The sequence below is a fragment of the Mesorhizobium sp. CAU 1732 genome (genome assembly GCF_039888675.1).
Taxonomy (GTDB): Bacteria; Pseudomonadota; Alphaproteobacteria; order Rhizobiales; family Rhizobiaceae; genus Aerobium.
In genome coordinates, this window is record NZ_JBDQQR010000003.1 from 78,147 (window position 1) to 104,624 (window position 26,478).

The 26,478-nt window shown below is 63.1% G+C and carries 29 protein-coding genes; 17 read left to right on the plus strand and 12 right to left on the minus strand.

What is annotated here, in order from left to right; genetic code table 11:
- Positions 1 to 79: 79 nt before the first annotated feature.
- From lgt to AAFN55_RS22065, 6 genes are all read left to right on the plus strand, one after another.
- Complete coding sequence (gene lgt / locus AAFN55_RS22040) at positions 80 to 925, plus strand: prolipoprotein diacylglyceryl transferase (protein WP_347801144.1); 846 nt, start codon at positions 80 to 82, stop codon at positions 923 to 925.
- On the plus strand, positions 922 to 1,998 hold the full coding sequence (locus AAFN55_RS22045) for a class I SAM-dependent methyltransferase (RefSeq protein WP_347801145.1): 1,077 nt from the start codon (positions 922 to 924) through the stop codon (positions 1,996 to 1,998). The genes lgt and AAFN55_RS22045 overlap by 4 nt, the downstream gene beginning before the upstream one ends.
- A 193-nt stretch (positions 1,999 to 2,191) precedes the next feature.
- A complete protein-coding gene (pgeF, locus tag AAFN55_RS22050) occupies positions 2,192 to 2,986 on the plus strand; it encodes a peptidoglycan editing factor PgeF (protein ID WP_347801146.1) in 795 nt (264 codons plus the stop codon).
- On the plus strand, positions 2,986 to 4,137 hold the full coding sequence (locus AAFN55_RS22055; RefSeq protein WP_347801147.1) for a Xaa-Pro peptidase family protein: 1,152 nt from the start codon (positions 2,986 to 2,988) through the stop codon (positions 4,135 to 4,137). The genes pgeF and AAFN55_RS22055 overlap by 1 nt, the downstream gene beginning before the upstream one ends.
- Before the next feature lie 88 nt (positions 4,138 to 4,225).
- Positions 4,226 to 4,828, plus strand: coding sequence for a hypothetical protein (locus AAFN55_RS22060; RefSeq protein ID WP_347801148.1), 603 nt, complete (start codon positions 4,226 to 4,228; stop codon positions 4,826 to 4,828).
- A gap of 128 nt (positions 4,829 to 4,956) precedes the next feature.
- Positions 4,957 to 5,889, plus strand: coding sequence for a ribose-phosphate pyrophosphokinase (locus AAFN55_RS22065; protein ID WP_347801149.1), 933 nt, complete (start codon positions 4,957 to 4,959; stop codon positions 5,887 to 5,889).
- 190 nt (positions 5,890 to 6,079) lie between these two features.
- Here AAFN55_RS22065 and chrA read toward each other — a convergent pair whose 3' ends face one another.
- From chrA to AAFN55_RS22080, 3 genes are all read right to left on the minus strand, one after another.
- Entirely contained in the window at positions 6,080 to 7,390 is a 1,311-nt protein-coding gene (gene chrA / locus AAFN55_RS22070) for a chromate efflux transporter (protein ID WP_347801150.1), read from the minus strand.
- A 103-nt stretch (positions 7,391 to 7,493) separates the two neighbouring features.
- A complete protein-coding gene (locus tag AAFN55_RS22075; protein ID WP_347801151.1) occupies positions 7,494 to 9,071 on the minus strand; it encodes an ABC-F family ATP-binding cassette domain-containing protein in 1,578 nt (525 codons plus the stop codon).
- Between the two features lie 123 nt (positions 9,072 to 9,194).
- The gene (locus AAFN55_RS22080) at positions 9,195 to 9,983 is read right to left on the minus strand and encodes a helix-turn-helix transcriptional regulator (RefSeq protein ID WP_347801459.1); all 789 of its coding nucleotides are present in this window, start codon (positions 9,981 to 9,983) and stop codon (positions 9,195 to 9,197) included.
- Positions 9,984 to 10,149: 166 nt separating this feature from the next.
- Here AAFN55_RS22080 and AAFN55_RS22085 point away from each other — a divergent pair, with 166 nt between their 5' ends.
- Together AAFN55_RS22085 and AAFN55_RS22090 are read left to right on the plus strand one after the other, a co-directional pair.
- Entirely contained in the window at positions 10,150 to 11,355 is a 1,206-nt protein-coding gene (locus tag AAFN55_RS22085) for an MFS transporter (RefSeq protein ID WP_347801460.1), read from the plus strand.
- Positions 11,356 to 11,503: 148 nt separating this feature from the next.
- Positions 11,504 to 11,845, plus strand: a complete 342-nt coding sequence (locus AAFN55_RS22090) for a hypothetical protein (protein WP_347801152.1) — start codon at positions 11,504 to 11,506, stop codon at positions 11,843 to 11,845.
- 47 nt (positions 11,846 to 11,892) lie between these two features.
- Here the strand turns inward: AAFN55_RS22090 and AAFN55_RS22095 are convergent, their stop codons facing one another.
- The 5 genes from AAFN55_RS22095 to AAFN55_RS22115 form a co-directional block, all read right to left on the minus strand.
- Positions 11,893 to 12,582, minus strand: a complete 690-nt coding sequence (locus AAFN55_RS22095; RefSeq protein WP_347801153.1) for a DUF2865 domain-containing protein — start codon at positions 12,580 to 12,582, stop codon at positions 11,893 to 11,895.
- A gap of 890 nt (positions 12,583 to 13,472) precedes the next feature.
- Positions 13,473 to 13,913 (minus strand): DUF3597 domain-containing protein, encoded by a 441-nt coding sequence (locus AAFN55_RS22100; protein ID WP_347801154.1) that lies wholly within the window; start codon positions 13,911 to 13,913, stop codon positions 13,473 to 13,475.
- Positions 13,914 to 13,952: 39 nt separating this feature from the next.
- Positions 13,953 to 14,252, minus strand: coding sequence for a hypothetical protein (locus tag AAFN55_RS22105; RefSeq protein WP_347801155.1), 300 nt, complete (start codon positions 14,250 to 14,252; stop codon positions 13,953 to 13,955).
- 19 nt (positions 14,253 to 14,271) lie between these two features.
- Positions 14,272 to 14,469, minus strand: coding sequence for a hypothetical protein (locus tag AAFN55_RS22110; protein ID WP_347801156.1), 198 nt, complete (start codon positions 14,467 to 14,469; stop codon positions 14,272 to 14,274).
- A 326-nt stretch (positions 14,470 to 14,795) separates the two neighbouring features.
- Positions 14,796 to 15,191, minus strand: coding sequence for a cupin domain-containing protein (locus tag AAFN55_RS22115; protein WP_347801157.1), 396 nt, complete (start codon positions 15,189 to 15,191; stop codon positions 14,796 to 14,798).
- A gap of 303 nt (positions 15,192 to 15,494) precedes the next feature.
- On the opposite strand from AAFN55_RS22115, the gene AAFN55_RS22120 reads away from it, so the two are divergent.
- From AAFN55_RS22120 to cml, 9 genes are all read left to right on the plus strand, one after another.
- Positions 15,495 to 16,142: a 50S ribosomal protein L25/general stress protein Ctc gene (locus AAFN55_RS22120; RefSeq protein ID WP_347801158.1), complete on the plus strand. Its 648-nt coding sequence runs from the start codon at positions 15,495 to 15,497 to the stop codon at positions 16,140 to 16,142.
- A 29-nt stretch (positions 16,143 to 16,171) separates the two neighbouring features.
- Positions 16,172 to 16,882 carry an aminoacyl-tRNA hydrolase gene (pth, locus tag AAFN55_RS22125; protein ID WP_347801159.1) on the plus strand — a complete coding sequence of 237 codons (711 nt, stop codon included), beginning with the start codon at positions 16,172 to 16,174 and terminating at the stop codon, positions 16,880 to 16,882.
- Positions 16,883 to 16,889: 7 nt separating this feature from the next.
- The gene (locus AAFN55_RS22130) at positions 16,890 to 17,438 is read left to right on the plus strand and encodes a dihydrofolate reductase family protein (protein ID WP_347801160.1); all 549 of its coding nucleotides are present in this window, start codon (positions 16,890 to 16,892) and stop codon (positions 17,436 to 17,438) included.
- A 55-nt stretch (positions 17,439 to 17,493) separates the two neighbouring features.
- A complete protein-coding gene (locus tag AAFN55_RS22135; RefSeq protein WP_347801161.1) occupies positions 17,494 to 18,081 on the plus strand; it encodes an exopolysaccharide biosynthesis protein in 588 nt (195 codons plus the stop codon).
- A gap of 98 nt (positions 18,082 to 18,179) precedes the next feature.
- Complete coding sequence (gene ychF / locus AAFN55_RS22140; RefSeq protein WP_347801162.1) at positions 18,180 to 19,283, plus strand: redox-regulated ATPase YchF; 1,104 nt, start codon at positions 18,180 to 18,182, stop codon at positions 19,281 to 19,283.
- Positions 19,284 to 19,383: 100 nt separating this feature from the next.
- On the plus strand, positions 19,384 to 20,358 hold the full coding sequence (gene corA / locus AAFN55_RS22145; RefSeq protein WP_347801461.1) for a magnesium/cobalt transporter CorA: 975 nt from the start codon (positions 19,384 to 19,386) through the stop codon (positions 20,356 to 20,358).
- A gap of 136 nt (positions 20,359 to 20,494) precedes the next feature.
- Positions 20,495 to 20,962: a MaoC family dehydratase gene (locus AAFN55_RS22150; RefSeq protein ID WP_347801163.1), complete on the plus strand. Its 468-nt coding sequence runs from the start codon at positions 20,495 to 20,497 to the stop codon at positions 20,960 to 20,962.
- Positions 20,959 to 21,429, plus strand: coding sequence for a MaoC family dehydratase (locus AAFN55_RS22155; protein WP_347801164.1), 471 nt, complete (start codon positions 20,959 to 20,961; stop codon positions 21,427 to 21,429). The genes AAFN55_RS22150 and AAFN55_RS22155 overlap by 4 nt, the downstream gene beginning before the upstream one ends.
- Before the next feature lie 237 nt (positions 21,430 to 21,666).
- A complete protein-coding gene (cml, locus tag AAFN55_RS22160; RefSeq protein WP_347801165.1) occupies positions 21,667 to 22,875 on the plus strand; it encodes a CmlA/FloR family chloramphenicol efflux MFS transporter in 1,209 nt (402 codons plus the stop codon).
- A 46-nt stretch (positions 22,876 to 22,921) separates the two neighbouring features.
- Here the strand turns inward: cml and AAFN55_RS22165 are convergent, their stop codons facing one another.
- From AAFN55_RS22165 to petA, 4 genes are all read right to left on the minus strand, one after another.
- On the minus strand, positions 22,922 to 23,467 hold the full coding sequence (locus tag AAFN55_RS22165) for an adenine phosphoribosyltransferase (protein ID WP_347801166.1): 546 nt from the start codon (positions 23,465 to 23,467) through the stop codon (positions 22,922 to 22,924).
- Positions 23,468 to 23,568: 101 nt separating this feature from the next.
- Entirely contained in the window at positions 23,569 to 24,417 is an 849-nt protein-coding gene (locus AAFN55_RS22170) for a cytochrome c1 (protein ID WP_347801167.1), read from the minus strand.
- Positions 24,418 to 24,446: 29 nt separating this feature from the next.
- Positions 24,447 to 25,751 carry a cytochrome b N-terminal domain-containing protein gene (locus AAFN55_RS22175; protein ID WP_347801168.1) on the minus strand — a complete coding sequence of 435 codons (1,305 nt, stop codon included), beginning with the start codon at positions 25,749 to 25,751 and terminating at the stop codon, positions 24,447 to 24,449.
- 22 nt (positions 25,752 to 25,773) lie between these two features.
- On the minus strand, positions 25,774 to 26,361 hold the full coding sequence (gene petA / locus AAFN55_RS22180) for a ubiquinol-cytochrome c reductase iron-sulfur subunit (protein ID WP_347801169.1): 588 nt from the start codon (positions 26,359 to 26,361) through the stop codon (positions 25,774 to 25,776).
- Between the last annotated feature and the right edge of the window lie 117 nt (positions 26,362 to 26,478).

The window sequence follows — 26,478 nt, forward strand, 5'->3', positions numbered from 1 at the left end:
CAGGCGCGGCTTGTCTTGACCTCATTCGGCACGCGGCTCATATGGTCGCGACACCTGAACGGCGCACGGACACCAAGCCTTGACCGAACTTCTGCTTCCTCTGGCCGCCCTGCCCTTCCCCAACATCGATCCCGTCGTTGTCCAGATCGGCCCGCTCGCCATTCACTGGTACGGCCTCGGCTATGTTATCGGGATCCTTTTCGCGTGGTGGTATTCGCGTCGGCTGCTGGCAGACGAGCGGCTTTGGGCGGGCGGGAAAGCCCCGATGACGCCCGAGCACGTCGATGACTTTCTCATCTGGGCCGCCGCAGGCGTCGTCCTGGGCGGGCGCATTGGCTACATCCTGTTTTACGATTTCGCGCGCTATCTGGCGAACCCGCTGGACATCTTCTCGGTCTGGCAGGGCGGCATGTCGTTTCATGGCGGCCTCGCTGGCGTCACGGTCGCGATGATCGCGTTTGCCTACAAGCGCGGCATCAGCGCCTGGAGCCTGTTCGACACGATCGCGGCCAGCGCGCCCGTCGGGTTCGGCCTCGTCCGCGTCACGAACTTCATCAATTCGGAGCTCTGGGGACGCACGACGGACGTGCCATGGGCGTTCGTCTTCCCGAATGGTGGCCCGGAGCCGCGCCACCCGAGCCAGCTTTACGAAGCGCTGCTCGAAGGCCTTGTGCTGTTCATCCTCCTGCGTTTGCTGACGCATTCCGGATTGAAGTTGAAGCAGCCCGGCTTCGTCGCCGGCGCGTTCATCGCGTTCTATGGCGCGGCGCGCATCTTCGTCGAGTTCTTCCGCCAACCCGATGCCCATCTCGGTTATCTGGCGGGCGGCTGGCTCACCATGGGCATGATCCTGTCGGTGCCGATGGTGCTCTTGGGCGTATGGGCTATGATGAGGGCAAAGCGCGCCGCACCCGCAGCGCCATGAACCCTCTGAAGAAGCGCCTCACGCGACTGATCCAAGCGGACGGAGCCATATCGGTCGCAGAGTATATGGCGACGTGCCTGTTCGACCCGGAACATGGCTACTACACCACGCGGGAGCCATTCGGCGCCTCGGGTGATTTCACGACGGCGCCCGAAATCAGCCAGATGTTCGGCGAGGTGATCGCCAGTTGGGGTTGGGCTGCCTGGGATACGCTCGGCCGCCCCCTTCCCTTCAACCTGACCGAATTCGGACCCGGACGGGGTACGCTGATGTCTGACATGCTGCGCACGCTTGAAAAGCTCGACGCGGACTTCGTCGATCAGCTCGACGTGTCGATGATCGAGATCAGCCCGCGTCTGCGTGCGGTGCAGCAGGAAACGCTGCGCAACGCGCCACGCGCCATCACATGGCGGTCCGTGCTGGGCGACATGCCAAACCCCTCGCTCATCGTCGCAAACGAACTGTTCGACGCGATACCGACACGACAGTTCGCAAAGACGAAAGCCGGCTGGCGTGAGCGCATGGTGACAATGAGCGACAAAGACGATCTCCAGTTCGCGGTCGGCGCGGCAGGCATAGACGCAGCCCTGCTGCCGGCGGGCGCGGATGCGGCGGAAGAAGGTTCGATCATCGAAATCTCTCCGGCGCGGGAAGCGTTGATGGACGAGATCGGCAGTCATATCCGCAGCCATGGCGGCGTCGGGCTTTTCATCGACTACGGCTATACCGCACCGCCATTCGGTGACACGCTTCAGGCGCTGCGCCGCCACGCCTATGAGGATGTGCTGGCCAGTCCCGGCGAAGCCGACCTGACCACACACGTGGATTTCACCGCACTGGCACGCGTCGCCCAGAGCCACGGCCTCGCCACGAAAATCATCACACAGGGCGATTTTCTGGTCGGCGCAGGCCTGCTGGAGCGCGCTGGGATGCTGGGATCGGGCAAGGACGACGCGGCGCAGGAACGGCTGCGCGCCGAGGTCGAGAGGCTGGCCGCGCCTGACGCGATGGGCACGCTCTTCAAGGTTCTGATTGTGCATGCGGCGCACCACGAATTGCCGCAGATCGCATAGGGTTCGGATCGCCGCAAACCAGCCGATCGGCCTCGTTCGGCCGACCCGACACTCACCCAGCGGCAGGCGCGGCGGGAGCCCGGAGAGTTGACTTGACCCTGCCGGTGCATCACCATCCGCGCGCAAATCGGCCAAGACGACGAGAAGGCGAAACGCCCGCGAGGACGGACGGCCTGAAGGGACAAGACGACCCATGCTAGAGACTGTACGACTGGAACCGATCCGGTCTCCGGTGCTGGAAAGATTCGGCGAGAGCGGTATCCGGCACGGCTTTTTCACCCGTGCGGGTGGCGTGTCTGAAGGCATCTACAAAGGCCTCAACGTCGGTGTCGGCTCGCAGGATGCGATTGAGAAAGTGACCGAGAATCGTCGTCGTGTCGCGTCCTGGATGGGCGTCGATGCAGACCGCCTGCTGACCCTGTATCAGGTTCATTCCGCGGATGCGCTCATCGTGACCGAACCATTTTCCACGCCGCGCCCCAAGGCTGACGCGCTCGTCACCGATCGGCCCGGCCTGGCGCTCGGCGTGCTCGCAGCCGATTGCGGACCGGTCCTCTATGCAGATGGCGAAGCGGGCGTTATCGGCGCGGCCCATGCCGGCTGGAAAGGGGCGTTCACTGGCGTTCTCGAGGCAACGATCGAGGCGATGGAAAGTCTCGGTGCGAAACGCCACCGTATCGCGGCTGTGCTCGGCCCCTCGATCGGACCGGAAAACTACGAGGTCGGCCCCGAGTTCGTCGAGCGCTTCGCGCAGGCCGACCCCGCCAATGCCGCCTATTTCGAAGCATCGCCCACCGCCGGCCATGCCATGTTCGATCTCAACCGCTATACGGTCGATCGGCTCGCGCGCGCAGGCGTTCAGGCCAGCATGATCGGCCGCTGCACCTATGCCGACGAAAATGATTTCTTCTCCTACCGGCGCACGACGCACCGCAAGGAGCCCGACTATGGACGCCAGATTTCGGCGATCGTTCTGGAGGACCGCTGATGGCGCTTCACTTTGAAAAGACTGAATTCGATGCGCGACGCGACCGTCTGGTCATCGAGATGGCCGACCGCAAGCTCGACGCGATGCTGCTCTTCGCACAGGAGAGCATGTACTGGCTGACCGGCTACGACACGTTCGGCTTCTGCTTCTTCCAATGCCTGATCGTGAAGGCGGACGGCTCGATGGTCCTGACCACGCGCTCGGCCGATCTGCGACAGGCGCGCCACACCTCGACGATCGACAACATCGTCGTGTGGACCGATCGCGACGGCGCGAATCCGGCGGCGGACCTGCGTAATCTCCTGAACGATCTAGACCTTCTGGGCTGCCGCATCGGCGTCGAATACGACACGCATGGCCTCACCGCCAAGAACGGTCGTCTGCTGGACGAGGAGTTGAAAACCTTCGGAAAGTCCGAGGACGCGTCCGATATCGTGCCGCGCCTTCGCCTGCTAAAGAGCGCCGCCGAAATCACGAAGGCGGAGAAGGCGGCGGCACTTGGCGATGCCGCGCTGGAAGCGGCGCTGCCGCTCATCAAGCAGGGCGGCGACGAAGGCGCGATCCTTGCAGCGATGCAAGGCGCGATTTTCGCCGGCGGCGGCGACTATCCCGCAAACGAATTCATCATCGGATCGGGCACGGACGCGCTTCTGTGCCGCTACAAGGCGGGACGCCGCAAGCTCAACAAAAACGATCAGTTGACGCTCGAATGGGCTGGCGTGTTCCATCACTATCACGCACCCATGATGCGCACGATCCTGACCGGCAAGGCGTCCAAGCGCCATCAGGAATTGTTCGAGGCCGCGCGCGACGCGCTGCAGGCCGTCGAAAAGGTGATGGTGCCCGGCAAGACCTTCGGCGACGTGTTCGACACCCATGCGCGCGTTCTTGAAACGCATGGCCTGACACGTCATCGGCTCAATGCCTGCGGGTATTCGGTCGGCGCACGCTTCACGCCGTCCTGGATGGACATGCCGATGTTCTTCTCCGGCAATCCCGAGCCGATCGCGCCAGACATGACGCTCTTTGCGCACATGATCATCATGGATTCCGAGTCCGAAACGGCGATGACACTCGGCCGCACCTACCTCACCACGGACGGCGATCCAAAGCCCCTGTCCAAACGCGATCTCGACTTGATCGTCCAGTAGGCGCATTATGCCGGCGAAGATTCGGCAGTGCGCTGAGGAGCATGCGGCTGCGGCGGGATGACATCCGCCGCAATTGGGGAACTCCACCATGAAGCACGAGACCCTTCGATTGAAGACCGTGGCCTGGACTGTTGGCGCCTGTCTGGCGCTGGGCGCCTGCACCAACACGTCGCGGGTTCTTGAGCCGAGCGCACTGGTCAATCCCCAGACGGATGCCGCGCCGCAGCCGACCTTTCCACTCGATGCCGCTGTGAATGCCCCCTCCGAGGTGCTTCCGCAGGCAACCGCGTCGACATCGCCGACGACGATGGCCGCCACTCGCTCCGACGTACGCGTCCAGTTCGCACCCGCTATCGGCGCAACGCCGGACGCGTCGTCTTCGCTTGCATCGCGCATCGTGACACGCGCCACCGAGCGTGGCCTGACCGTAGTCGGCACCGGCGACAGCTCGGCAACCCTCGTCATGAAGGGCTACTTCTCCGCCATTTCGGATGATGGCGAAACCACGGTCATCTATGTCTGGGACGTACTCGACCCGGCCGGAACACGCGTTCACCGCATACAGGGCCAGGCCCGCGCGCCTTCGACCACCGGAGAGGGCTGGATCGGCGTCCAGGGGCCAACCATGGAAGCCATTGCCGACCAGACCGTCGATCAGCTTGCAAGCTGGCTCACGACCCGTCAGGGTTGAGGCATCGTCGAAACTTGGCGACGGATTCAACCGTTTCTTTGGAATAGCGCGCGGAATCGTCCCTTCGCACTTGCAATACGAGCCCACCCCGCTAAAAGCCCGCACATATCCTTCGCCGAGGACGTTTCATGAAGCTTTTTGCGGGCAATTCGAACCGGGTGCTGGCCGAGGCCGTCGCCCGGTATCTCAATATCTCGCTCGGCAAGGCGAGCGTTCGGCGCTTCGCCGACCAGGAGATCTTTGTCGAAATCCAGGAGAACGTGCGCGGCGAGGATGTATTCATCCTTCAGTCGACGTCCTATCCGGCAAACGATCATTTGATGGAAATGCTCATCATGATCGATGCATTCCGCCGGTCATCGGCGCGTCGCATCACCGCCGTGATCCCCTATTTCGGCTATGCGAGGCAGGATCGCCGCGCGTCGGGCCGCACGCCGATCTCGGCGAAACTCGTATCGAACCTGATCACCCAGGCCGGTGCCGACCGCGTGCTGACGCTCGACCTGCACGCAGGCCAGATCCAGGGTTTCTTCGACATCCCCACCGACAATCTCTTCGCGATTCCCGTCATGGCCCGCGACGCCAAGAAGAAATACGACTCATCCAACGTGATGATCGTCTCGCCCGACGTCGGCGGCGTGGTGCGCGCACGCGCGCTTGCCAAACGCCTCGATGCGATGCTGGCGATCGTGGACAAACGCCGGGAGAAGCCCGGCGAATCCGAGGTCATGAACATCATCGGCGACGTGCGCGGCAAGGATTGCCTGCTGATCGACGATATCGTGGATTCGGGCGGAACGCTGTGCAATGCCGCGGACGCGCTGCTTGCCAACGGTGCGACCAGCGTCACGGCCTACATCACCCACGGCGTGCTCTCGGGCGGCGCCGTCGCACGCATCACCGCGTCGCAGCTGAAGGAACTGGTGATCACGGATTCGATCCAGCCGACCTCCGGCGTCGAAGCCGCGCACAACATCCGCGTCGTCTCGATCGCCGACCTGATCGGCGAAGCGATTTCGCGGACCGCGACCGAAGAATCGGTGTCGAGCCTCTTCGACTGATCGCTGCTGTTCGATCAAAAAAGAACACGGACGACCTGATTATCGTCCGTGTAAGAGTATTCAGGGCCACGTCCGCACTATCGCGAACGTTGACCTGAGATTGCACCTTTACGCGCGCTCGGTCGTCATCAATTTAGATGATAATTGGCTCGGATGGCCCGAATTCTGGATTGATCCTGGCAATCCCGGTCTAACCCGGAGACAACCCCGCAAGGACCATACCGGCCAGCGCCGCTCCGGCGAGCACCAGAAACATGTTCGCATGCAGTCGGATGAGCGCGACTCCAGCGGCGACTGCGATAATGGCCGCTGAATAGTCGAACGTCGACAACTCCGGCACAGGGAACACCAACGGCCCTGCCCGCACATCCGTGATCCGGGTGAACAGAACATGCATCGCGAACCACAGAGCGAGGTTTGCGATGACGCCGACGACCGCAGCCGTTACCGCAGCCAATGCGGAGGCCAGCCAGCGCACATTGCGGACGCGCTCGACATAGGGCGCACCTGCGAAAATCCACAGGAAGCACGGCACGAAGGTAAACCACAACGTCACGATCGCGCCCGCGATCCCGCCCGTCACCGGATCGAACCCGGACAGCCGCGCTCCGCCGAGAAACCCCACAAAGACCAGAACCAGAATCAACGGTCCCGGCGTCGTTTCGGCCAGTCCGAGGCCGGTAAGCATTTCATCCGGCCGAAGCCAGCCATAGACCTCGACCGCCTGCTGCGCGACATAGGCGAGCACGGCGTAGGCGCCGCCAAAGGTGACGGTGGCCATGACCGAGAAGAAGGACGCTTCCTGCGTGTAGACGTTGCCGCCGCCCAGCGTGACGTAGAGCACCAGAAGCGGAACGAACCAGATGGCGAGCCATATGGCTGTGGTAGTGAGAAATCGTGCCCACGAGGGCCGCGCCCACTCCGGCAGGGCCAACTCGTCCAGCGTATCTGCCCGGTCGGCCATCGATGTCTGCGTCGCCAGATGCACGCCCGCGCCGATAACCGCCGCGCCAAGCACGATGACCGGAAATGGTACTTGCAGAAACGCGATGCCGAGAAACGCCACGATCGCGAGCACGACCATCCATCCGCTTTTGAGCGCGCGCCGCGAAAGTTTGACCAGGGCTTCCAGAACGACAGCCAGAACAGCAGCCTTGAGGCCGTACAGCAGCCCCTGCACGACCGTCACCTCGCCGTACACGAGATAGACTGTCGACAGGGCGATCAGGATCGCGGCACCGGGCAGAAGGAACAGCAGGCCCGCGACCAGCCCGCCCTTCACGCCATGCAGCAGCCAGCCGATATAGGTCGCAAGCTGCATCGCCTCCGGGCCGGGAAGAAGCATGCAGTAGTTGAGCGCGTGCAGGAAGCGGGGTTCGTTCAGCCATCGCTTCTCGTCCACGATGACGCGGTGCATCAGCGCGATCTGCCCCGCAGGCCCGCCGAAGGACAGCAAGCCGATCTTCGCAAATGTGCGCGTGGCTTCACCGAAACTGGGCATTTGATCTGGCTGCACGGGCTCCCCCATTCGTCAGGGCCTCCGCGAGCCGGTAACACTGGTCTCGCTTATTCTGGCCAACATTACAGCGTGATGACAAGCGAAGTCAGCCCATGACAATACGCCGTTCCACACCAATTGCGTTGAGAAATGCCTCGTCGTGGCTGACCACGAGGACCGCTCCCTCGAAGTCGCCGAGACCCGCTTCGACCTCCCGGATCGAATCGAGATCGAGGTGATTTGTCGGCTCGTCGAGGATCAGTAATTCTGGCGGCGTGTCGCCGGCAGCCACGCAGGCCAGCCCGGCGCGCAGCCTCTCGCCGCCCGACAGCGTGCCGACGATCTGCAATGCGGCGTCCGCCCGGAACACATAGCGTGCGAGCGCGGAACGGCACTCGAAGACGGTCGCGCCTGGATTGATACGCTGGTAATTCTCCAGAATGGACGCGTCGGCATCGAGCAGGCTCACCTGCTGGTCGAAATACGCCAGCCGCGCCTCCACGCGCATCACGCCGCCCAGCGGCTGCAAAACTCCTGCAAGTGTCCGCAGAAGTGTCGATTTGCCTGACCCGTTCGGGCCTTCCACGGCGATCCGTTCCGGCCCGACCACATCCAGATCGACGGTCGCCAGCGGCGACGCGCCGGGAAAACCGATGGCAAGATTGCGCGCCTCTATGAGACGCCTTCCCGCTGGAACGGCGCGTGAAACCATACCCGCCGAAAATGGCGTCACCCGCTCGACGGCATTGCGGCTCTGCTGGAGCTTGTCCTGCGCATCGGTCTCGAGCCGCGCGCTGAGACGCGTCGTGCGTGAGGCGGTCGCTTCGGCGCGTTGCTGACGCGCATCGAGCAGGATTTTGGGGTCGGAGCTGTTCGCACGCGCCTTGCGGCCCGTCGCATCCCGTTTCGCCTGCCGCTCCCGCGCCTCCTGCGCAGCGCGCTGAACCTGCTTCGCGTGACGTTCGGCGGTATCGAGGGCCTTCTGGGCAGTCTCCCGCTCCACCTCGCGCTGCGCGGCATAGGCATCGAAACCGCCGCCATAGAAGCGGGCGCCGAGCGGAGACAGCTCAACGATACGATCCATTCGATTGAGCAACTGACGATCATGGCTCACCACGACCGCCCCGCCCTTCCAACTGTCGAGAAAACGTCCCAGAAACGCGCGCCCGTCCCGGTCGAGATTGTTGGTCGGCTCGTCGAGCAGGATCATGTCAGGATCGCCGAAGGACAGCGCAGCGAGTGCCGCCCGTGTGCGCTGGCCACCGCTCAGGGAAGCCAGCAAGCGCGAGGGCGCGACGCCGGCGAGGCCGACCGCATCGAGTGCTTTTTCGAGACGCGCCTCCAACGTCCAATCGGCGTGTGCGATCTCGTCGATATCGGCTTCGCCGGCCGTTGCGCGGTCGATCAACGCGATCGCATCACTGATCCCGAACAAATCCGCGATCGTCTCACCGCGATCGGCATCGACGATCTGGCGAAGCAGCGCCACATGGCCTGAACGATGAACGGTGCCGCGCGACGGGGCAAGCTCGCCCGCAAGAATGGCGATCAGCGACGACTTGCCGACGCCGTTGCGGCCGACGAGGCCGGCGCGCTCAGGCCCGAAGGACAGGTCGAGATGTTCGAAGAGGACGCGCCCGTCAGGAAGGGCGAAGGAGAGATTGTGAACGGACAGAAACGGCATGAGACACCAGGCAAGACGACACGGAGCGGGCGGAAAGGGCGCGCATGGTGTCGTTCATCGGTGTCACTCCTGTTTTGTTCACCCACCATATAGGCCGTCATTGCGCGAGATTGAAGCCCCGCTTTAGAAACGTCGTCCTTGCCGGAGGTAGTCGCGCGGCGAGACACCGAGCATCTGTCGGAACATCGTCGTGAAGGCCGGCGCGCTGTCATAGCCGAGATCGAGCGCTATGGTGGTGACGGGTGTGCCTTCCGCGAGCCGTGGCAGGGCCGCGAACAACGTTGCCTGTCGCCGCCAGATCGAGAGGCTGACGCCGGTTTCTCGCAGGAAGGCCCGCGTGAAGCCCCGCCGGCTCATACCCGCGCGCGCGGCCCAGTCATCGATCGTCGCATGCGGCGTCGGGGACGCAACGAAGTCGCGGCAGATGCGGGCGAGTTTCGGATCGGCGGGATAGGGCAGCGCGAAGGGACGCTCGGCAAGCCTGGGTATTTCCAGCAGGAGCAGCCGCATGACGGCGTCCGCGCGTCCGTCTTCCTCGTCCTCCGCATCGAGCGACACGGCCTCGACGATGAGACTGCGCATCAGATCGGACATCGCCAGCACGCGCAGCGATGTCGACAGTCCGGGCGCGGCGCGCGGCAGGACATAGGCGGACCGCATTTTCACGTCGCCCATCATCTCCACCCAGTGCTGAACGCCGGCCGGTATCCACATCGCGTGGTCGGGCGGCACCATCCAGCGGCCCTCGCTGGTGGATATCATGACCACGCCGGTCAACGCATGGAGCAACTGTCCGCGGCTGTGGCTGTGCGGCGCGACGGCATGTCCGTCCGGAAAATCGGTCGCCGCGGCAATGACATCACCGGTCGCTGCTTCGACCATCGCCAGGCGATGATCGAGATCCGCATCCATGAAGGGGTGCGAAACTTTCCTCGGGGTCGGGCGAGTGAGAGGCAAGGCACGCTCCAAATGTTGGCCCACTTGCGTAGAAACTCGACCAAACCACGAAGGACGGCCGCCTTCAAGCGGCATATCAAGCTACCGCCATACTGGAGTACCGATCTTGACCGACGCGACGATGGGCGTCTCCCGCCACACCGCCCAGAGCACAGTTTTCCCGATCATCCTTGCGGTGAGCGTCTGCCACCTCCTTAACGACGTGATGCAGTCGCTCCTGGCGGCGATCTATCCGATGCTGAAGGAGGATTACGCGCTCGACTTCTGGCAGATCGGCCTGCTGACCCTGACCTTCCAGGTCACGGCCTCGCTGCTCCAGCCGGCAATCGGCTTCTACACGGACAAGCGGCCGATGCCGCAGTCTCTGCCCTTCGGCATGGCCTCGACCATGTTGGGGCTGTTCCTGCTGGCCTTCGCGACGACCTACCCGCTGCTTCTGGCCGGCGCCGCACTGATCGGCATCGGCTCGGCCATCTTCCATCCCGAAGCGTCGCGCGTCGCACGCCTCGCTTCCGGCGGGCGCTACGGCCTTGCGCAGTCGCTGTTTCAGGTCGGCGGCAATTTCGGCACGGCCATCGGCCCGCTGCTCGCAGCCTTCATCGTGGTACCGCGCGGACAGGGCAGCGTTGCCTGGTTCTCGCTGATTGCGCTGATCGGCATGCTCATTTTGTGGCGTGTGGGAGGCTGGTACAGCCGCTACCAGATCGCCAATGCGGGACGGCCAGCACCGGACATGACACTTCCCTTCGGCCGCAGGCGCGTGATCTTCGCGATCGTGGTGCTGGCGATCCTCGTCTTCACCAAGAACATCTACACGGCGAGCGTGACGAGCTATTACACCTTCTTCCTGATCGAGAAGTTCGACGTGACGGTGCAGCAATCGCAGTTGATGCTGTTCCTGTTCCTGGGCGCGATGGCTCTGGGCACGGTGCTGGGCGGTCCGATCGGTGACCGGATCGGTTCCAAGACGGTGATCTGGTTCTCGATCCTCGGCGTCCTGCCTTTCACGCTCGCTTTGCCCTACGCGGATCTGTTCTGGAGCGGGATCCTGTCGTTCATCATCGGGGTGATCCTCGCCTCGGCCTTCCCGGCGATCGTGGTCTTCGCGCAGGAACTCGTTCCCGGTCGCGTCGGCATGATCGCGGGTATCTTCTTCGGCTTCGCCTTCGGCATGGGTGGCATCGCCGCCGCCGTCCTGGGCGTGATGGCTGACGCGAAGGGCATCGAATATGTCTATTGGATCTGCTCGTACCTGCCCTTCCTCGGGCTGCTCACCATCTTCCTGCCAAGCATGAAGGAACTTCATTCGAGCGCTGGCCCTGCCTGAGGCCAGCGTCTTTCATGATGCGGATATTCCAAAACACCCGTCGCCGACTCGATGTTGGGGATTTGCAACCATTTCTGGTTGAATCCATTTGCAACCGCTGCCTGCTTCTGCCTCATTGATAATGGAGAGGTTCGAAGGAGGAATACGCATGATTTCGATGAGGGCGGCGCTGGCCTGCGCAACGGTTGTGGTTCTTTCCGGCTGCGTGTCGCAGGCAAGCTATGACACGAGCCGCGAGGCGCTTCGGGGGAGCCCCGCCCTGCGCACCGATTTCATCAACAACTGCGTCTCGAACATCAGCCGCAAGTCCCTGGCCCAGCGACAGGCCATGGCGAAGCTCATGAATACGTCCGTGCGAAACACACCCAGCGTGTACTGCCGGCGTGTCACGAATGGCATCACCTCGGGACGCATGACGCGCGACGACATGAATGCGGCAGCGCGCGGACAGGTCACACCGGCAGCGGTGCGGGTTCTACAGGGACGATAGGCTTTCGCGGCCATCGCGTTTCGTCCGGGACGCGGCTTGCCCGGCTGTTACTCGCCTTGGCTGGCCGCCTCACCATGCTCCTGACTGAGCCGGCCTTCCGCTTGGACTTCCATCCCCTTCTCCGGCAGATAGGTCGGGCCGACCAGGCGGACCTTCCGTTCGGCGCTCCGGTCCGGCTTATCGGCGTCCTTGACGGACGATACCTGCTGCCTGTCGACGGCCGGCCTGAAGGTGGGGGTCGGGATCATGGCGTTCTCTAGATTGCGAGGTGTGACAGTTCGCGCCCTCATTTCATCGACGTGGGCAAAGTAGCGTGACCAGTTGCAGGACTTGAAATCCTCATCGGTCTGGTAGCGGAAAGCGGTCGGCAACTCGCTATAGGGCTTCTTCGTCTCGACCGAGACCATTTCCTCCGTCTCCTGCTCGGCATTGTCGAGCCGGTAGAGCGCCATCGTCTTGTCCTGGCAGATGAAGCGGCACTGGTCCAACGCCTCCTCGGCGTAGTCGCTCTTGTTGAATTGCGATTGCGGCGCCGGGAAGAGGTAGCCGTCGGAAGGCCGCACGCAGTAATGAAGCGCGCCGGTATGGTCGCCGCCCGATCTCTGCTGCTTCGGCGCCTTGACGAGCCTTTCCTGTTGCCGTGGCTGTCGTGTCCCTTCGCATCCCAGCGATCGATATCTGGCCTGCAACGCGGCAGCCGACGCGCCGCCGCCGCTCTGCGCCGCCTTGCGCTCCATGTTGGCGCGCCGCTGTGCGAGCCCATGGCACGCATTGAAGAAGCCGCCGGCAGCCACTTTCTCCGCCGTGCATCCGCGTTGTCTTTCCAGTCCGCGGATGGCGGCGATCTGTCCGCGAAGTTGGGTCGCCTGTGAGGTCGAAGCGCCTGCAGCCGCCCGAATCTGGCTTGCGAGACTCGAGCAGCGATCGGCCAGGGCCGATCCGGGGCTCCAGAGCAATGTGAGGCTAAGAGTCGAAATCACGATCCATGGGCGACGCATGACTTGAAACCACCCTGTGCTTCGGAAGGACATGACGTGGTCGGACATCCGGGCAGGCCGTTGAACGAGAGGTCGAAGCGGGCCTGCTCAGGATCGAATCCGTATCGATCTGGCCACGAGAGGATCGTAGCGAAACGTGGAACCCGTTTTTTGACGCAAGGCTGTCCGGTCCCATGGCAAATCCCTCAACGGGTTGAGGACGCGGCGGACGGGGTCGGTGGCCGCCATAGGGAGGACGAGGCCGATGGCCCCACTCGGGAGGTCTCTGACGTTCGAGACGCCAATGAGGTGGACGATGGGCACGCGCTATGATCGTCACCCCGATATGTGGCCCGACATGGATGATCGGTCGTCGGCGGTTCTGATAAACCGCCTGACGGTAGCCGCGAATGGTGACGGATGCCCCCGCCGGGATGGTTGCCATCCGTCCGTATTCGGTTCCGAGGCCGGCGCGCATGTTCACGTTCCGGTGGTATAGGCGTTGGCGGCTTCGGCCAGAGAAGGCAACGAAATCGCCACGAGCAGCGCAGGCGGCGCCGCGAAGCGTCCTGTCCGCATCTTCAATCCTCGTAATCAGTCGTCGCCTCCCGCGCGAGGCGACGACGTCTGCATTCATTCACAAAATACGATCAGTCCTTCAGGTCGGCGGGCACCTTGCCGCCATTCTCCGCGAGTTTCTTCATGAGCGCCTTGTGAAGCCAGACATTCATCGTCGCGGAATCGCCGGTATCGCCGGTGTAGTTCAACTCCTTCGCCAACTCCTTGCGGGCACCGAGGCTGCTGTCGAGGTCGAGCGCCTTCATGAGATCGACGATCGAGGTCCGCCAGTTGAGCTTCTGGCCCTTCGCGGCCACGGCTTTTTCGAGAACCGCGGCGACATCTACCGGCCCCGACGGAGCGGCTGGTGCCTGCGGCGCGGGAGCAGCCTGCGCCGAAGTCTGGCCGGCAGGCGCCCCCGGCGCTGGCGCGGTGGACTTGGCCTCGGGCGCTCCTCCTGGTGTTGAGGTCGGCGCCGCCGCCGCGGTGGCGCTACCGAAGATCGCACCCTTGATCCTGTCGAATATTCCCATTGGAAAGCCTCCTTGATGTCTGCTCTGAACCGTGCGCGATCAGGTGCGCGCGGTCAGAAGCTTGTTTTTGATCAGGCCGACGACGACCTGAACGATGGCGCCGGCGACGCCGCCACCAACAAGTTGACCCGCCATGGCCGCCAAGTCAAAGCCGCCGGCTCCAGCCGTGGCTGCACCCGCTCCGCCGAGCAACACGCCCAGAAGCTGGCCGCCACCGACACCGCCGACCGCTCCGGCGATGAGGTTGCCGATATTTCCAAGATCGGAATCCTTGACGACCTTGCCTCCGGCCGTACCGCCGACAGCACCGCCGATCAATTGCGCGATAATGGCTTCCATCGATAGTCCTCCATTGTGATCATCGATCCGCTGACCTCAGCGGATCATGGATGATGACGGCATCGGGTTTCGGTTGGCTGCTGACGAAATCGCGGTTGCCGGAGGAAGCGAGGACGAAGGTAGCGCTCGCGAACAACACGCCATCGTAGGGCGCGTGTCTGGAAGCAGGATGATATGCCGCATCGGCCTTTTCCAACACCACCAACGTCCAGCTCACGCTGGTACCGCACCTGCCTTACCCAAGGGCAAGACTACACACGGCATCGAATGCAACGCAACCACAAAATTGACGAAATTTAGCCACGTTCCCAGGCGGTTCTGTCAGCCGGAACGTAGGGAAAAGAAAAAAGCGTTTTCAATAGCTTATGCTCACACCCGCCCCAAACGCGGCGCCGACATTGGAATGCGTCTCGGCCACATTTAAGACACATTCATACAACTCCCGGTCTTGTCCGGCACACGCGGAACCATGAACTGGCCGTGTCTGTAGGGTCCGAACGTGCGTAAGCGGTATCGCCGCGAGCGGTTCGTGTCGGCGGCCGACTATCCTCGAAACTGTTCGTCGGTAACCGGCTCCATCCACTCCACGGCCGTGCCGTCGAGGGCCTCCTGCATGGCGATATGCGTCATCGCTGTGTCCGGCCCGGCGCCGTGCCAGTGCTTCTCGCCGGGTGGAATCCAGAGCGTGTCGCCGGGATGCAGGTCGATGATCGGCTCGCCATCGCGCTGGGCACGGCCAAAGCCCGAGACGACATGGAGCGTCTGCCCGAGCGGATGCGTGTGCCAGTTCGTGCGCGCACCGGGCTCGAAACGGACGGTGACCGCGCGCAGACGCGCCGGCTCCGGCGCCTCGACGATCGGCTCCTGCCAGACCCTGCCGGTAAACCAGTCCGTCGGCGCCAGCCTGTTGGGCCGGGATCCGTTCTTGAAGTGTTCCATGGTCGTTCCTCGTTCTGGAATCGTGGCCCACCTTGCCATTGCGTGGCGGATGGGCCAAGCAGAACAGTGGGAATACCCGCAAGCAACCTTTCTTGCGCTTGACAGCCTCTTCGGCTATAGGACCGCCACCCGCGTAGACACCCTTGGAGGCACCGCGGATGGGAGCGGCCACGTCGCGTGATCCTGAAAAGTGGTTTACCGGTTTTCGGACAAGATCATGCGCCAGCAAATGGCCGCTTTCGACGTTTTCGGATCGGCTACGCCGCCCGGGGACGCTCCAGTATCGAAACGAAAGGAAATGCCATGAGCGAGACATACGAGCTCAAGGCCGAAGCGCGCGAAACGGTCGGTAAGGGGTCCGCCCGTGAACTTCGTCGCAACGGCAAAGTGCCAGCAGTCATCTACGGCGACAAGCAGACCCCGCTTGCCATCGCCCTGCCCTACAAGGAACTCTACTACAAGATCCATGGCGGCGCATTCAAAACGACGATTGCTACGATCGACGTCGGCGGCAAGAAGATTCAGGTCCTGCCGAAGGACTACCAGCTCGACCCGGTCCGCGACTTCCCGGTCCATGTCGACTTCCTGCGCGTCAGCAAGAACACCGTCGTCACGGTCAACATCCCCGTTCACTTCCTGAACGAGGAGAAGTCCCCCGGTATCAAGCGTGGCGGTGTCCTGAACATCGTTCGCCACGACATCGAAGCGCATGTTCCGGCCAACAAGATTCCTGACTTCATCGAAGTCGATCTCACCGGCAAGGAAATCGGCGATTCGATCCACGTGTCCGCAGTGACCCTGCCGGAAGGCGTTGAGCCGACGATCACCGACCGCGACTTCACCATCGCCACGATCGCCGCTCCTGCCGTGCTCCTCAGCGAAGACGAAGAAGCAGCCGAGGCGGACGACACGGCCAAGGACGAAGCTGAAGACGAGAAGGGCGAGGAGTAATCCTCTCTTTCGAGCCGGGAGAACCTGCCATGCTGATCATCGCTGGCCTGGGAAATCCCGGCTCAAAATACGAGAACAACCGGCACAATGTCGGGTTCATGGCGGCGGAGGCAATTGCCCGCCGCCATTCGTTTTCCCCCTGGTCGAAGAAATTCCAGGGCCTGATTTCCGAAGGCCGCCTCGGCGACGAGAAGGTCCTGCTGATCAAGCCGCAGACCTTCATGAACGTATCCGGCCAGTCGGTCGGTGAAGCGTTGCGCTTCCACAAGCTCACCCCGTCCCAACTGATCGTCCTCTACGACGAACTCGATCTCGCGCCCGGCAAGGTGCGCATCAAGACCGGGGGCGGCGCGGGCGGGCACAACGGCATTCGCTCGATCGACGGCCATTGCGGCAAGGAGTACCGCCGCGTCCGCATCGGCATTGGCCATCCCGGCGTCAAGGAAATGGTCACCCACCATGTGCTGGGCGATTTCTCGAAGGCGGATCATGAATGGCTGGACCCACTGGTCGACGCCATCGCCGACAATGCGGAGTATCTCGTCCGCGGCGACGACAACGGCTTCATGAACAAGACGACCCTGGCCCTGCCCGGCGGCGAGCCGGAAAAGGCCCCGAAGCCTGCACCGAAACAGCAGAGCCACATTCGCCAGGCGCGCCCGGCGCAGTCTCCTGCCAAGGTTCCTGACACGGGTCCGATGGCCGCGATGCTAAGAAAGCTCTTTGGCAACAAGGAGTGATTCCAGCATGCCTCAGGATGACGTGATCTACATGTTCGCGATGAGTCTCGACGGCTATATCGCCCGCCCCGACGGTTCCTTCGATTGGCTGGAAAGCTATCCCGCCAATGCCGATTTCGATTTCGACGCGTTCCTTGCCTCCGTGACCGGGATCGTTATGGGACGCGCTTCCTATGACGCAGCGCGCAGCAGCGGCGGATGGGACTACGCGGCCTGGCCCTGCGTCGTCGCGACAAGCCGCCCGATCGACGACGCGCCGGACGGCGTGGAGGCGGTGAGCGGCATCCCGGCACAGCTTCTGGACAGGCTGCGCGCGCGTGGCGCGACGGGGCGCATCTGGCTGTTCGGCGGCGGCGATCTTGCACGGCGGTTTCTCGACGCCGGCCTGCTCGATACGATCGAGATCGGGACGATTCCCGTGATCCTCGGCAAGGGCTTGCCCGCCTTTGGAGCGCCGGACAGCGACATCTGGCTCGACATGAATTTTGCTGCGCCACTTGCGAATGGCGCCGTGCATACCCAATACAGGGTCAGGACGCGCCGCGCGGAGGGTTGATCTCCGCCGTTGGTCCCTCAGGCTCCTGGTGGCCATATTCAGTTTGGGGGCACCTGTGGCCGACGACGATCTGCAAAGCGTGACCGGTCTTCTCAAGCGTGTGGGGAATGCCGGCAATGGCGGCGAGCGTGTCTCGGTCGCCGATATCATCGACGAGATCGGCGACAACGCTTTTGCGCCGCTTCTGCTCATTCCCGCCCTGGTGCTGATCAGCCCGATGAGCGCCATACCGGGCCTGTCATCTGCTTTCGGGCTCATCATGGCCCTCATTTCCCTGCAGATGGCGATCGGCGTCCGACGGCTCTGGCTTCCAGCGTTTCTGCGAAACCGATCCTTGGCGAAAAGCAAGCTCGACAAGGCCATTCGCTATCTCGAGCGCCCTGCGGCCTTCCTCGACCGGGTCACCAAGAAGCGCCTCAGCGCGCTGACCCGCTGGCCGCTCAGCATCATACCGGCGCTGATCTGCGTGGCCGCCGCTTCGGTGATCCCGTTCTTCGAACTGGTCCCCATGTCGTCGACGATCATCTCCACCGCGATCGCGCTGTTCGCGCTGGCGATGGTGACGCGCGACGGCCTTCTGCTCGTCTTCGGCCTGGTGGTGCTTGGCGGGGCGGGCTTTCTGGTGTGGAATCTTGCGACTTAGGGCCCGTGGCGCGGGTCTTGTGCGCTCAGGGCTTGACGATGGTGGATGCCATCGCCCATAGCCCTGAGAAAATTCCCGGCTTCCGATAGGATTACATCATGGGCTTCAAATGCGGCATCGTTGGGCTGCCCAACGTCGGCAAGTCGACGCTGTTCAATGCGTTGACCAGAACCGCTGCCGCACAGGCGGCAAACTATCCGTTCTGCACGATCGAGCCCAACACCGGCGAAGTCGCCGTGCCCGACAAGCGATTGCAGGCGATCGCCGGCATCGCAAAGTCGAAGGAGATCATCCCGACCCGCATTTCCTTCGTGGATATTGCAGGCCTGGTGCGCGGCGCCTCCAAGGGCGAAGGACTGGGCAATCAGTTTCTCGCCAACATCCGCGAGGTGGATGCGATCGTCCACGTGCTGCGCTGCTTCGAGAATGACGACATCACGCATGTCGAGGGCCGCATCGACCCGGCCGCCGACGCCGAGACGGTAGAGACCGAACTGATGCTGTCCGATCTCGAAAGCCTCGAACGCCGCATCCTGCAGGTGCGCAAGCGCGCGGCGAGCAAGGAAAAGGAGGCGATGACCCTCCTCCCCGTGATGGAACAGGCGTTGACGCTTCTTCAGGAGGGCAAGCCCGTCCGCATGATGCTCAAGGGCATCGCGGTCGAAGACCTCAAGATCCTGCAGGATCTCAACCTGCTGACGTCGAAGCCGGTTCTCTATGTCTGCAACGTCTCCGAAGAGGATGCCGCCAACGGCAACGAGCACACGCGTGCGGTCGATGCGATGGCGGAGAAGCAGGGCGCGCGCACCGTCGTCATCTCGGCCGCGATCGAGGCAGAGGTTGCGCAATTGCCCGACGACGAGGCGAAGGAGTTCCTGGACTCCATGGGGCTCGAGGAGCCGGGTCTCGATCGCCTCATCCGCGAGGGATACGCGCTGTTGAGCCTGATCACCTATTTCACGGCAGGCCCGAAGGAAACACGTGCCTGGACCGTCGAGAAGGGCTCGAAAGCCCCACAGGCAGCCGGCGTGATCCACACCGATTTCGAGCGTGGCTTCATCCGCGCCCAGACGATCGCTTTCGACGACTATGTCGCGCTTGGCGGCGAAACGGCAGCCAAGGAGGCCGGCAAGGCGCGCGACGAGGGCAAGGAATATGTCGTGCAGGACGGCGACGTGCTGCTCTTCAAGTTCAATACATAGTGTCCCTCATCTGTTGACTTGATCTTGTCATCGAGCAGGCCTATCGCGGCCCGGCATACGCCTCGATCCGATGGGCGTGCTGGATACGAAGGTGCGTGTCATGATCAAGGCCTATTACCTCGACGGCGATCGCCTGCGCCCCGTGACCTGGGAGAGCGCCGACAAGGCCCGCATTGTCTGGGCCGATCTTTTCGGGCCAAGCACCGCGGAAGAGCGGATGATCGAGGAGTGGCTCGGCATCGGCGTTCCCACGCGCGAGGAGATGGAGGAGATCGAGATCTCCTCCCGGCTCTACGTGGAAGACGGCGCATACTTCATGACCGCGACGCTTCCGGCCCACACGGACGGCGACAATCCGGTGATGGCTCCCGTAACGTTCGTGCTTGCCGGGCAACGTCTCGTGACGATCCGCTATAACGAACCACGCGCGTTCCAGACATTCCCGATGCGGGCCGAGAAAGCCGCGACTGGCTGCACCACCGGCGAATTGATCCTGGTCGGCCTGCTTGAGGCGATCGTCGATCGGCTGGCCGACATCCTTGAGCGCGCCGGGCGCGACGTGGAGTTGATTTCAAAGGGCATCTTCCATCCCACCGCCAAGAAGGCGTCGAAGCGTGACAGCGATTTTCAGGATATCCTGAAGCAAATCGGGCGAAAGGAAGATTTGGCCTCCAACATCCGCGATAGCCTGATGACGCTCCAGCGCCTGACCGGCTTCCTCGGCCACGCCGTCGCCCAGGAGAAGACGGGACGCGACACCCGCGCCCGGGTGAAGACCCTTTCGAGAGACGTCATCTCCCTCAGCGACCACGTCGCGTTCATGTCGCAGAAGGTCACGTTTCTCCTCGAAGCGACCCTTGGCATGATCAATATCGAGCAGAACGCGATCATCAAGATCGTGTCCGTGGCAGCGATCGTGTTCCTGCCACCGACGCTGGTTGCCTCGATCTACGGCATGAACTTCGAGATCATGCCGGAATTGCGCTGGGGTCTGGGATACCCGGTCGCCCTCGGCCTCATGGTCGTTTCCGCGATCATGCCGTATCTGTACTTCAAGCGGCGCGGCTGGCTCTAGCGTTCGATGCCTATTCCTCGATGTGCTCTCCGTCGATGCTGCGATACCGTGGCACAGCAAAAAAGAATCGTCAGGGAATTGCGTTTGCGGCCCATGCCATCCATCTACCCTGTTCAAGGATGAACAGGATTTCTGCATGACCGGGAAACGATGGGCTTTCGAGGATTTCGCGGAGGGCGACACGATCGACCTCGGCGAAAAGCATGTGACAGCCGAAGAGATGATCGCGTTCGCCAGCGAATTCGACGCCCAGCCGATGCATCTCGATGAAGAAGCCGGGAAGGCGAGCATTCTGGGCGGATTGTCAGCCTCGGGGTGGCACACCTGCTGCATGTTCATGCGCATGATGTGCGACGGCTTTCTGCTGGACTCCACGTCGCAGGGGTCTCCGGGCATCGATTCCGTAAAGTGGAAGAAGCCCGTGCTCGCCGGCGATACGCTGAAGGGCACGAGCACCATCACCGCCAAGCGCGAATCCGCGTCGCGGCCGACGCTCGGTTTCGTCACCTGCCGCCATGAACTCAAGAACCAGCGGGGCGAGGTCGTCCTCGAACTGCTGAACACCGGCATGTTCCTGAAACGCGCCACGGGAGCAGCCGCATGACCCTCGACGAGTATTTCGCGCTCGGCAAGACGATCACGCTCGGCTCGCACACATTCGGTGCAGACGAGATCAAGGCGTTCGCCGCCAAGTATGATCCACAGCGCTTCCACATGGACGAGAAGGAGGCCGAGAACAGCGTCTTCGGCAAGCTGTGCGCCTCCGGCTGGCACACGGCCTCGACCTGGATGAAGTACAATCTGAAGCGGCGCGAGGATGTCAGCGACGGGCCGTGGGACGGACCCGGTCCGCGTCCCGAATTCGGCCCCTCGCCCGGCTTCCAGAACCTGAAATGGCTGAAGCCGGTCTATGCCGGCGACACCATCACCTTCACCCGACGCGCGATAGCCCATCGTGCGCTCGCTTCCCGTCCGGGCTGGCGCCTGCTGAGCATCATGTGCGAGGCGTTTGGCGAGGACGGCACGAAGGTTCTGGAATTCGAAAGCGCCGTGCTGGTGAAGGTCGCCTGAGAGCGACGCGGCTTCGCTCCGGGCGCATACGCCGAAGCAGGTTGCCAGCGCAAACGCCTCCTGATAGAGGCAGCGCCTCAATTCCTTGTGCCGCAGGTATGATCATGGAAGCCAAGACCTCAGACCGATAGGCCGCAACGACGCTCACCTCGTTGTTGCGGCAGTCTGCTCGGTTGCTTCCCGCTCCATGACAGTGGACCGCCGTCGAACGTCACCCGTTTGAACGGATGCTTAGTCATGCCTACCCGAAATCCACGCATGTGGACCTATAGAATGCCGGCCGCGCTGATGTTGCTGGCTCCTTTCAACATCCTCGCCTCGCTCGGCATGGATATCTACCTGCCCGTGGTGCCGGCAATGCCCGGAATCCTCGGCACAAGCGCGGCGGTGGTGCAACTCACCCTCACCGTCTACATGATCATGCTCGGCGTCGGGCAGATCGTGTTCGGGCCGCTGTCCGACCGCGTCGGCCGGCGGCCGGTGCTGATCGGCGGCGCGCTTGTCTTTGCGGCAGCCTCCCTGCTGCTGTCCGTCACGTCCTCGGCACCCCTGTTCGTCGCGCTGCGCCTCACCCAGGCGGTCGGCGCATCAGCCGTGCTCGTGGCGGTGTTCGCCACGATCCGTGACGTCTATGCGGAAAGGCCCGAAAGCGCGGTCGTCTACAGCCTGATGAACGCGATGCTGGCCTTCGTGCCGGCGCTGGGACCGATCGCGGGCGCGCTCATCGCCCATGCCTTCGGCTGGCGCGGCATCTTCGTCGCGCTCGCCCTGCCGGCCATCCTCGCTCTGCTGGCATCGCTGCCGGCATGGCATGAGACGCGGCCGATTGTGGAGGGACCGCGAAAGGCAGCCTTCCGGCCGATCCTCAAAAGCCCCGCCTTCTGGACTTACACGCTCGGCTTCAGCGCCGCGATGGGCACGTTCTTCGTGTTCTTCTCGACAGCCCCGCGCGTGCTGATCGAGGGCGCCGGCTTTTCCGAAATCGGCTTCAGCCTCGCCTTCGCCACCGCTGCGTTGGTGATGATCGCCACGACACGCTTCGCCGGGCGCTTCGTGAAGGGCTGGGGCATTCCGGGCAGCCTCGCACGCGGTATGGCCATGCTGATGGCTGGAGCGGTGCTTTTGGCGCTCGGTCAGCTCTGGCTGGAGCCGTCCTTCTGGTCCTTCGTCCTGCCGATGTGGCTGATCTCGATCGGGATCGTCTTCACGACCTCGGTCACCGCAAACGGCGCGCTGGGGGAATTCGCAGACGTGGCCGGAACCGCCGTGGCGCTGCATTTCTGCGTGCAGAGCATCATCGTCGGCGTCGCGGGAACCGTGTTCGTCGTCTTGCTCGACGGCGCGACAGCCTGGCCGCTGGCGGGCTATGCGGCAACGCTGGCCACGATCACGCTGGTCGCGCTGTCGTGGCACCGCAAGCGCCGCACCGCTCTGCGAGCGGCATAGAAGCACGTACGGGCGGGCCACAGAGGTCCGCCCGTACGATCTCCGGTCAATGACCCTCGAAGCTGATCAGCGTGCGAACCGGCACGCCGAGCGCCTCCAGCTTGGCCCGGCCACCCAGTTCCGGCAGATCGATCACGAAGCAGGCGGTGACGATCTCAGCACCCATCTGGGTCAGAAGCTTCACCGCGCCCTCGGCCGTGCCGCCGGTGGCGATGAGATCGTCGACCAGGATCACGCGTTCACCCGACTGGACCGCGTCCTTGTGCATCTCCATCTCGTCGAGACCGTATTCGAGCGAATAGGCAACCCGCACGGTTTCGTGCGGCAGCTTGCCCTTCTTGCGGATCGGGATGAAGCCGGCCGACAGTTGGTGCGCGATCGCGCCGCCGAGAATGAACCCACGCGCCTCTATGCCGGCAACCTTGTCGATCTTCGACCCCGCCCATGGGTGCACGAGTTCATCGACCGCGCGGCGGAATGCGCGTGCATTGCCGAGCAGGGTCGTGATGTCGCGAAACTGGATGCCCGGCTTCGGATAGTCGGGAATTGTGCGGATCGCGGCGAGAAGCGTGTCTTCGAGGGAGGATTTCAAAGCATGGTCCCCAATTGTGATGCCGACAGTCATGACCGGCGAAGGCGCAAATGAAAAGGGCGGCACGAGGCCGCCCAAAACTTTCATGATCGGTTGATCGCTCAGTGCGGCACGTTCGACCAGACCTTGCGCTTGGTCAGGTAGACGAGGCCACCGAACAGCGCGAGGAAAATGAGCACATTGAAGCCCATGCGCTTGCGCGCCTCCATGTGCGGCTCCGCAGCCCACATCAGGAAGGCAGACACGTCGTGCGCGTACTGGTCGAGCGTCTGGGGCGCGCCGTCATCATAGGTCACCTGGCCGTCCGCGAGGGGGGGCGGCATGGCAAGGGCGGGGCCCGCGATGAAATGCGGGTTGTAGTAGGTGCCTTCCGGGACAGTGACGCCTTCCGGCGCCTCGTCCTCGTACCCGACGAGAAGGTTGTAGATGTAGTCGGGGCCACCCTCCGCATACTGCGTGAAGATGTCGAAGACGAACAGCGGGAAGCCGCGCTCGACGGCGCGCGCCTTGGCGATCAGCGAGAAATCTGGCGGATGCGCGCCGTTGTTGGAGGCCGCAGCCTGCTGCGGATTTGCGAAGGGCGCCGGGAAGTGGTCCGACGGCAGCGCGGGACGCATGAACATCTCGCCGTTCGCGTCGGGCTCTGAATCCTGCACTTCATACTCGGCAGCGAGCGCACGCACCTGTGCGTCCGAATAGCCCAGGTCCTGCAGCGAGCGGAAAGGAACCAGATCCATCGAGTGGCAGGCCGCACAGGCCTCACGGTAGACCTTGAGGCCGCGCTGCAACTGGCCCTTGTCGTATGTGCCGAACGGGCCGGCAAACGACCAGTCCTGCTCGACCGGCTTGACGAGCGGGTAGTGTGGCGTCTCGCCCTCGGCGGCAAGTGCCGCCCCGGACAGGGACATCCCGATCCCAAGCGCGGCGAGTCCTTTGAGGAAAGCGTTCATTGTCAAAGTCCTTGTCTGCCTGAGAAGGCTCAGCCCTTGGTTTCCGGCGCGGCGTTCGAGCCAGCCGGCTGGACGGTTGCGGAGCCCTTGTTCTTTGCCAGCACTGCCTCGGTGATCGAGTTCGGCAGCCGGCGCGGCGTCTCGATGAGGCCGAGAATCGGCATGATCACGAGGAAGAAGCCGAAATAGTACAGCGTCGAGATCTGCATGGCCGGGATGTACCAGCCTTCTGCGGGCCGCGAACCGAGCCAGCCGAGGAAGATGGCGTTGATTGCGAAAAGCCAGAAGAACAGCTTGTACCACGGGCGGTAGACAGCCGAGCGCACCTTCGACGTGTCGAGCCACGGCACGACGAACAGGACCGCGATCGCGCCGAACATGGCGAGCACGCCGCCCAGCTTGGAGTCGATCGGCCCGATGTTGAAGGTGATGGCGCGCAGGATCGCGTAGAACGGCAGGAAGTACCATTCGGGAACGATGTGCGACGGTGTCTTGAGCGAGTCGGCCGGGATGTAATTGTCCGGATGGCCCATGAAGTTCGGGATGTAGAAGACGAAGTAGGCGAAGACCGCGAGGAAGACGATCATCGCGAAGCCGTCCTTGATCGTCGCGTAGGGCGTGAAGTTGACGGTATCCGTCTTGGACTTCACCTCGATGCCGGTCGGGTTCGTCTGGCCTGTGACGTGAAGCGCCCAGACGTGCAGCACGACGACGCCCGCAATCATGAAGGGCAGCAGGTAATGCAGCGAGAAGAAGCGGTTGAGCGTCGGATTGTCGACCGCGAAGCCGCCGAGCAGCAGTTCCTGGATCCAGGTTCCGACGAGCGGGATGGCGGTGAAGAAGCCGGTGATGACCGTCGCGCCCCAGAAGCTCATCTGGCCCCATGGCAGCACGTAACCCATGAATGCGGTCGCCATCATCAGGAGGTAGATGATGCAGCCCAGGATCCACAGGAGCTCGCGCGGCGCCTTATAGGAGCCGTAGTAGAGCCCGCGGAAGATGTGCAGGTAAACGGCGACGAAGAACATCGACGCGCCGTTGGAATGCAGGTAGCGCAAGAGCCAGCCGGAATTGACGTCGCGCATGATCTTCTCGACCGAGTTGAACGCGAGTTCAGTCGACGCGGCATAGTGCATGGCGAGCACGATGCCGGTGACGATCTGCGCGACGAGCATGATCGAGAGAATACCGCCGAACGTGTAGGCGTAATTCAGGTTGCGCGGAACCGGATAGGAGACGAACGAGTCGTGCACGAGCCGCGGCAGCGGCAGGCGCGAATCGAACCAGCGTCCGAGTCCGGTCTTGGGCGAATAGGTCGAGTGTCCACCGCTCATGGTCTAATGCTCTCTCTTTGCCTCAGCCGATCCTGATGACCGTATCGGATATGAATTCGAAGTTCGGGATATGCAGGTTTTCCGGTGCCGGACCGGTTCGGATACGGCCGGCCGTATCGTAGTGCGAGCCGTGGCACGGGCAGAACCAGCCGCCAAAATCGCCGGCCTGGCCGAGCGGCACGCAACCAAGATGGGTGCACGAGCCGATCATCACGATCCAGTTCTCCTTGCCCTCTCCGGCAGAGCGATCGATGTCGGTCGCCTGCGCGTCTGCGGCGAGATTGTCGTTGCGGGCAACCGGGTCCTTAAGCGCGGAGAGCTCGACGGCGCGTGCTTCCTCGATCTCGGCTTCGGTACGGTTGCGAATGAAAACGGGCTTGCCGCGCCATTTGGCGGTCACCGACATGCCGGCCTCGATGGCCGAAACGTCGACATCGATCGTGGCCAGGGCCAGTGTCGATGCATCGGGACGCATCTGATCGATGAACGGCCAGACGGCGGCACCGACGCCGACCACGCCGGCCATGCCTGTCGCAATGTAAAGAAAATCGCGGCGGTTATGCTCGGTCGATTCGTTCGCGCTCACGGGCAGACGGTCCTTTCGCCTCATTGTCGCCGGAAGGAACCCGCATGACCGCTTCCTGTGTCCTGCCTGACGCGAAACCCCGATACACTGGTGGCTGGCGACGGCTGGCGGATTCCCCCTGCATTTGGCGATGGTTTCTAT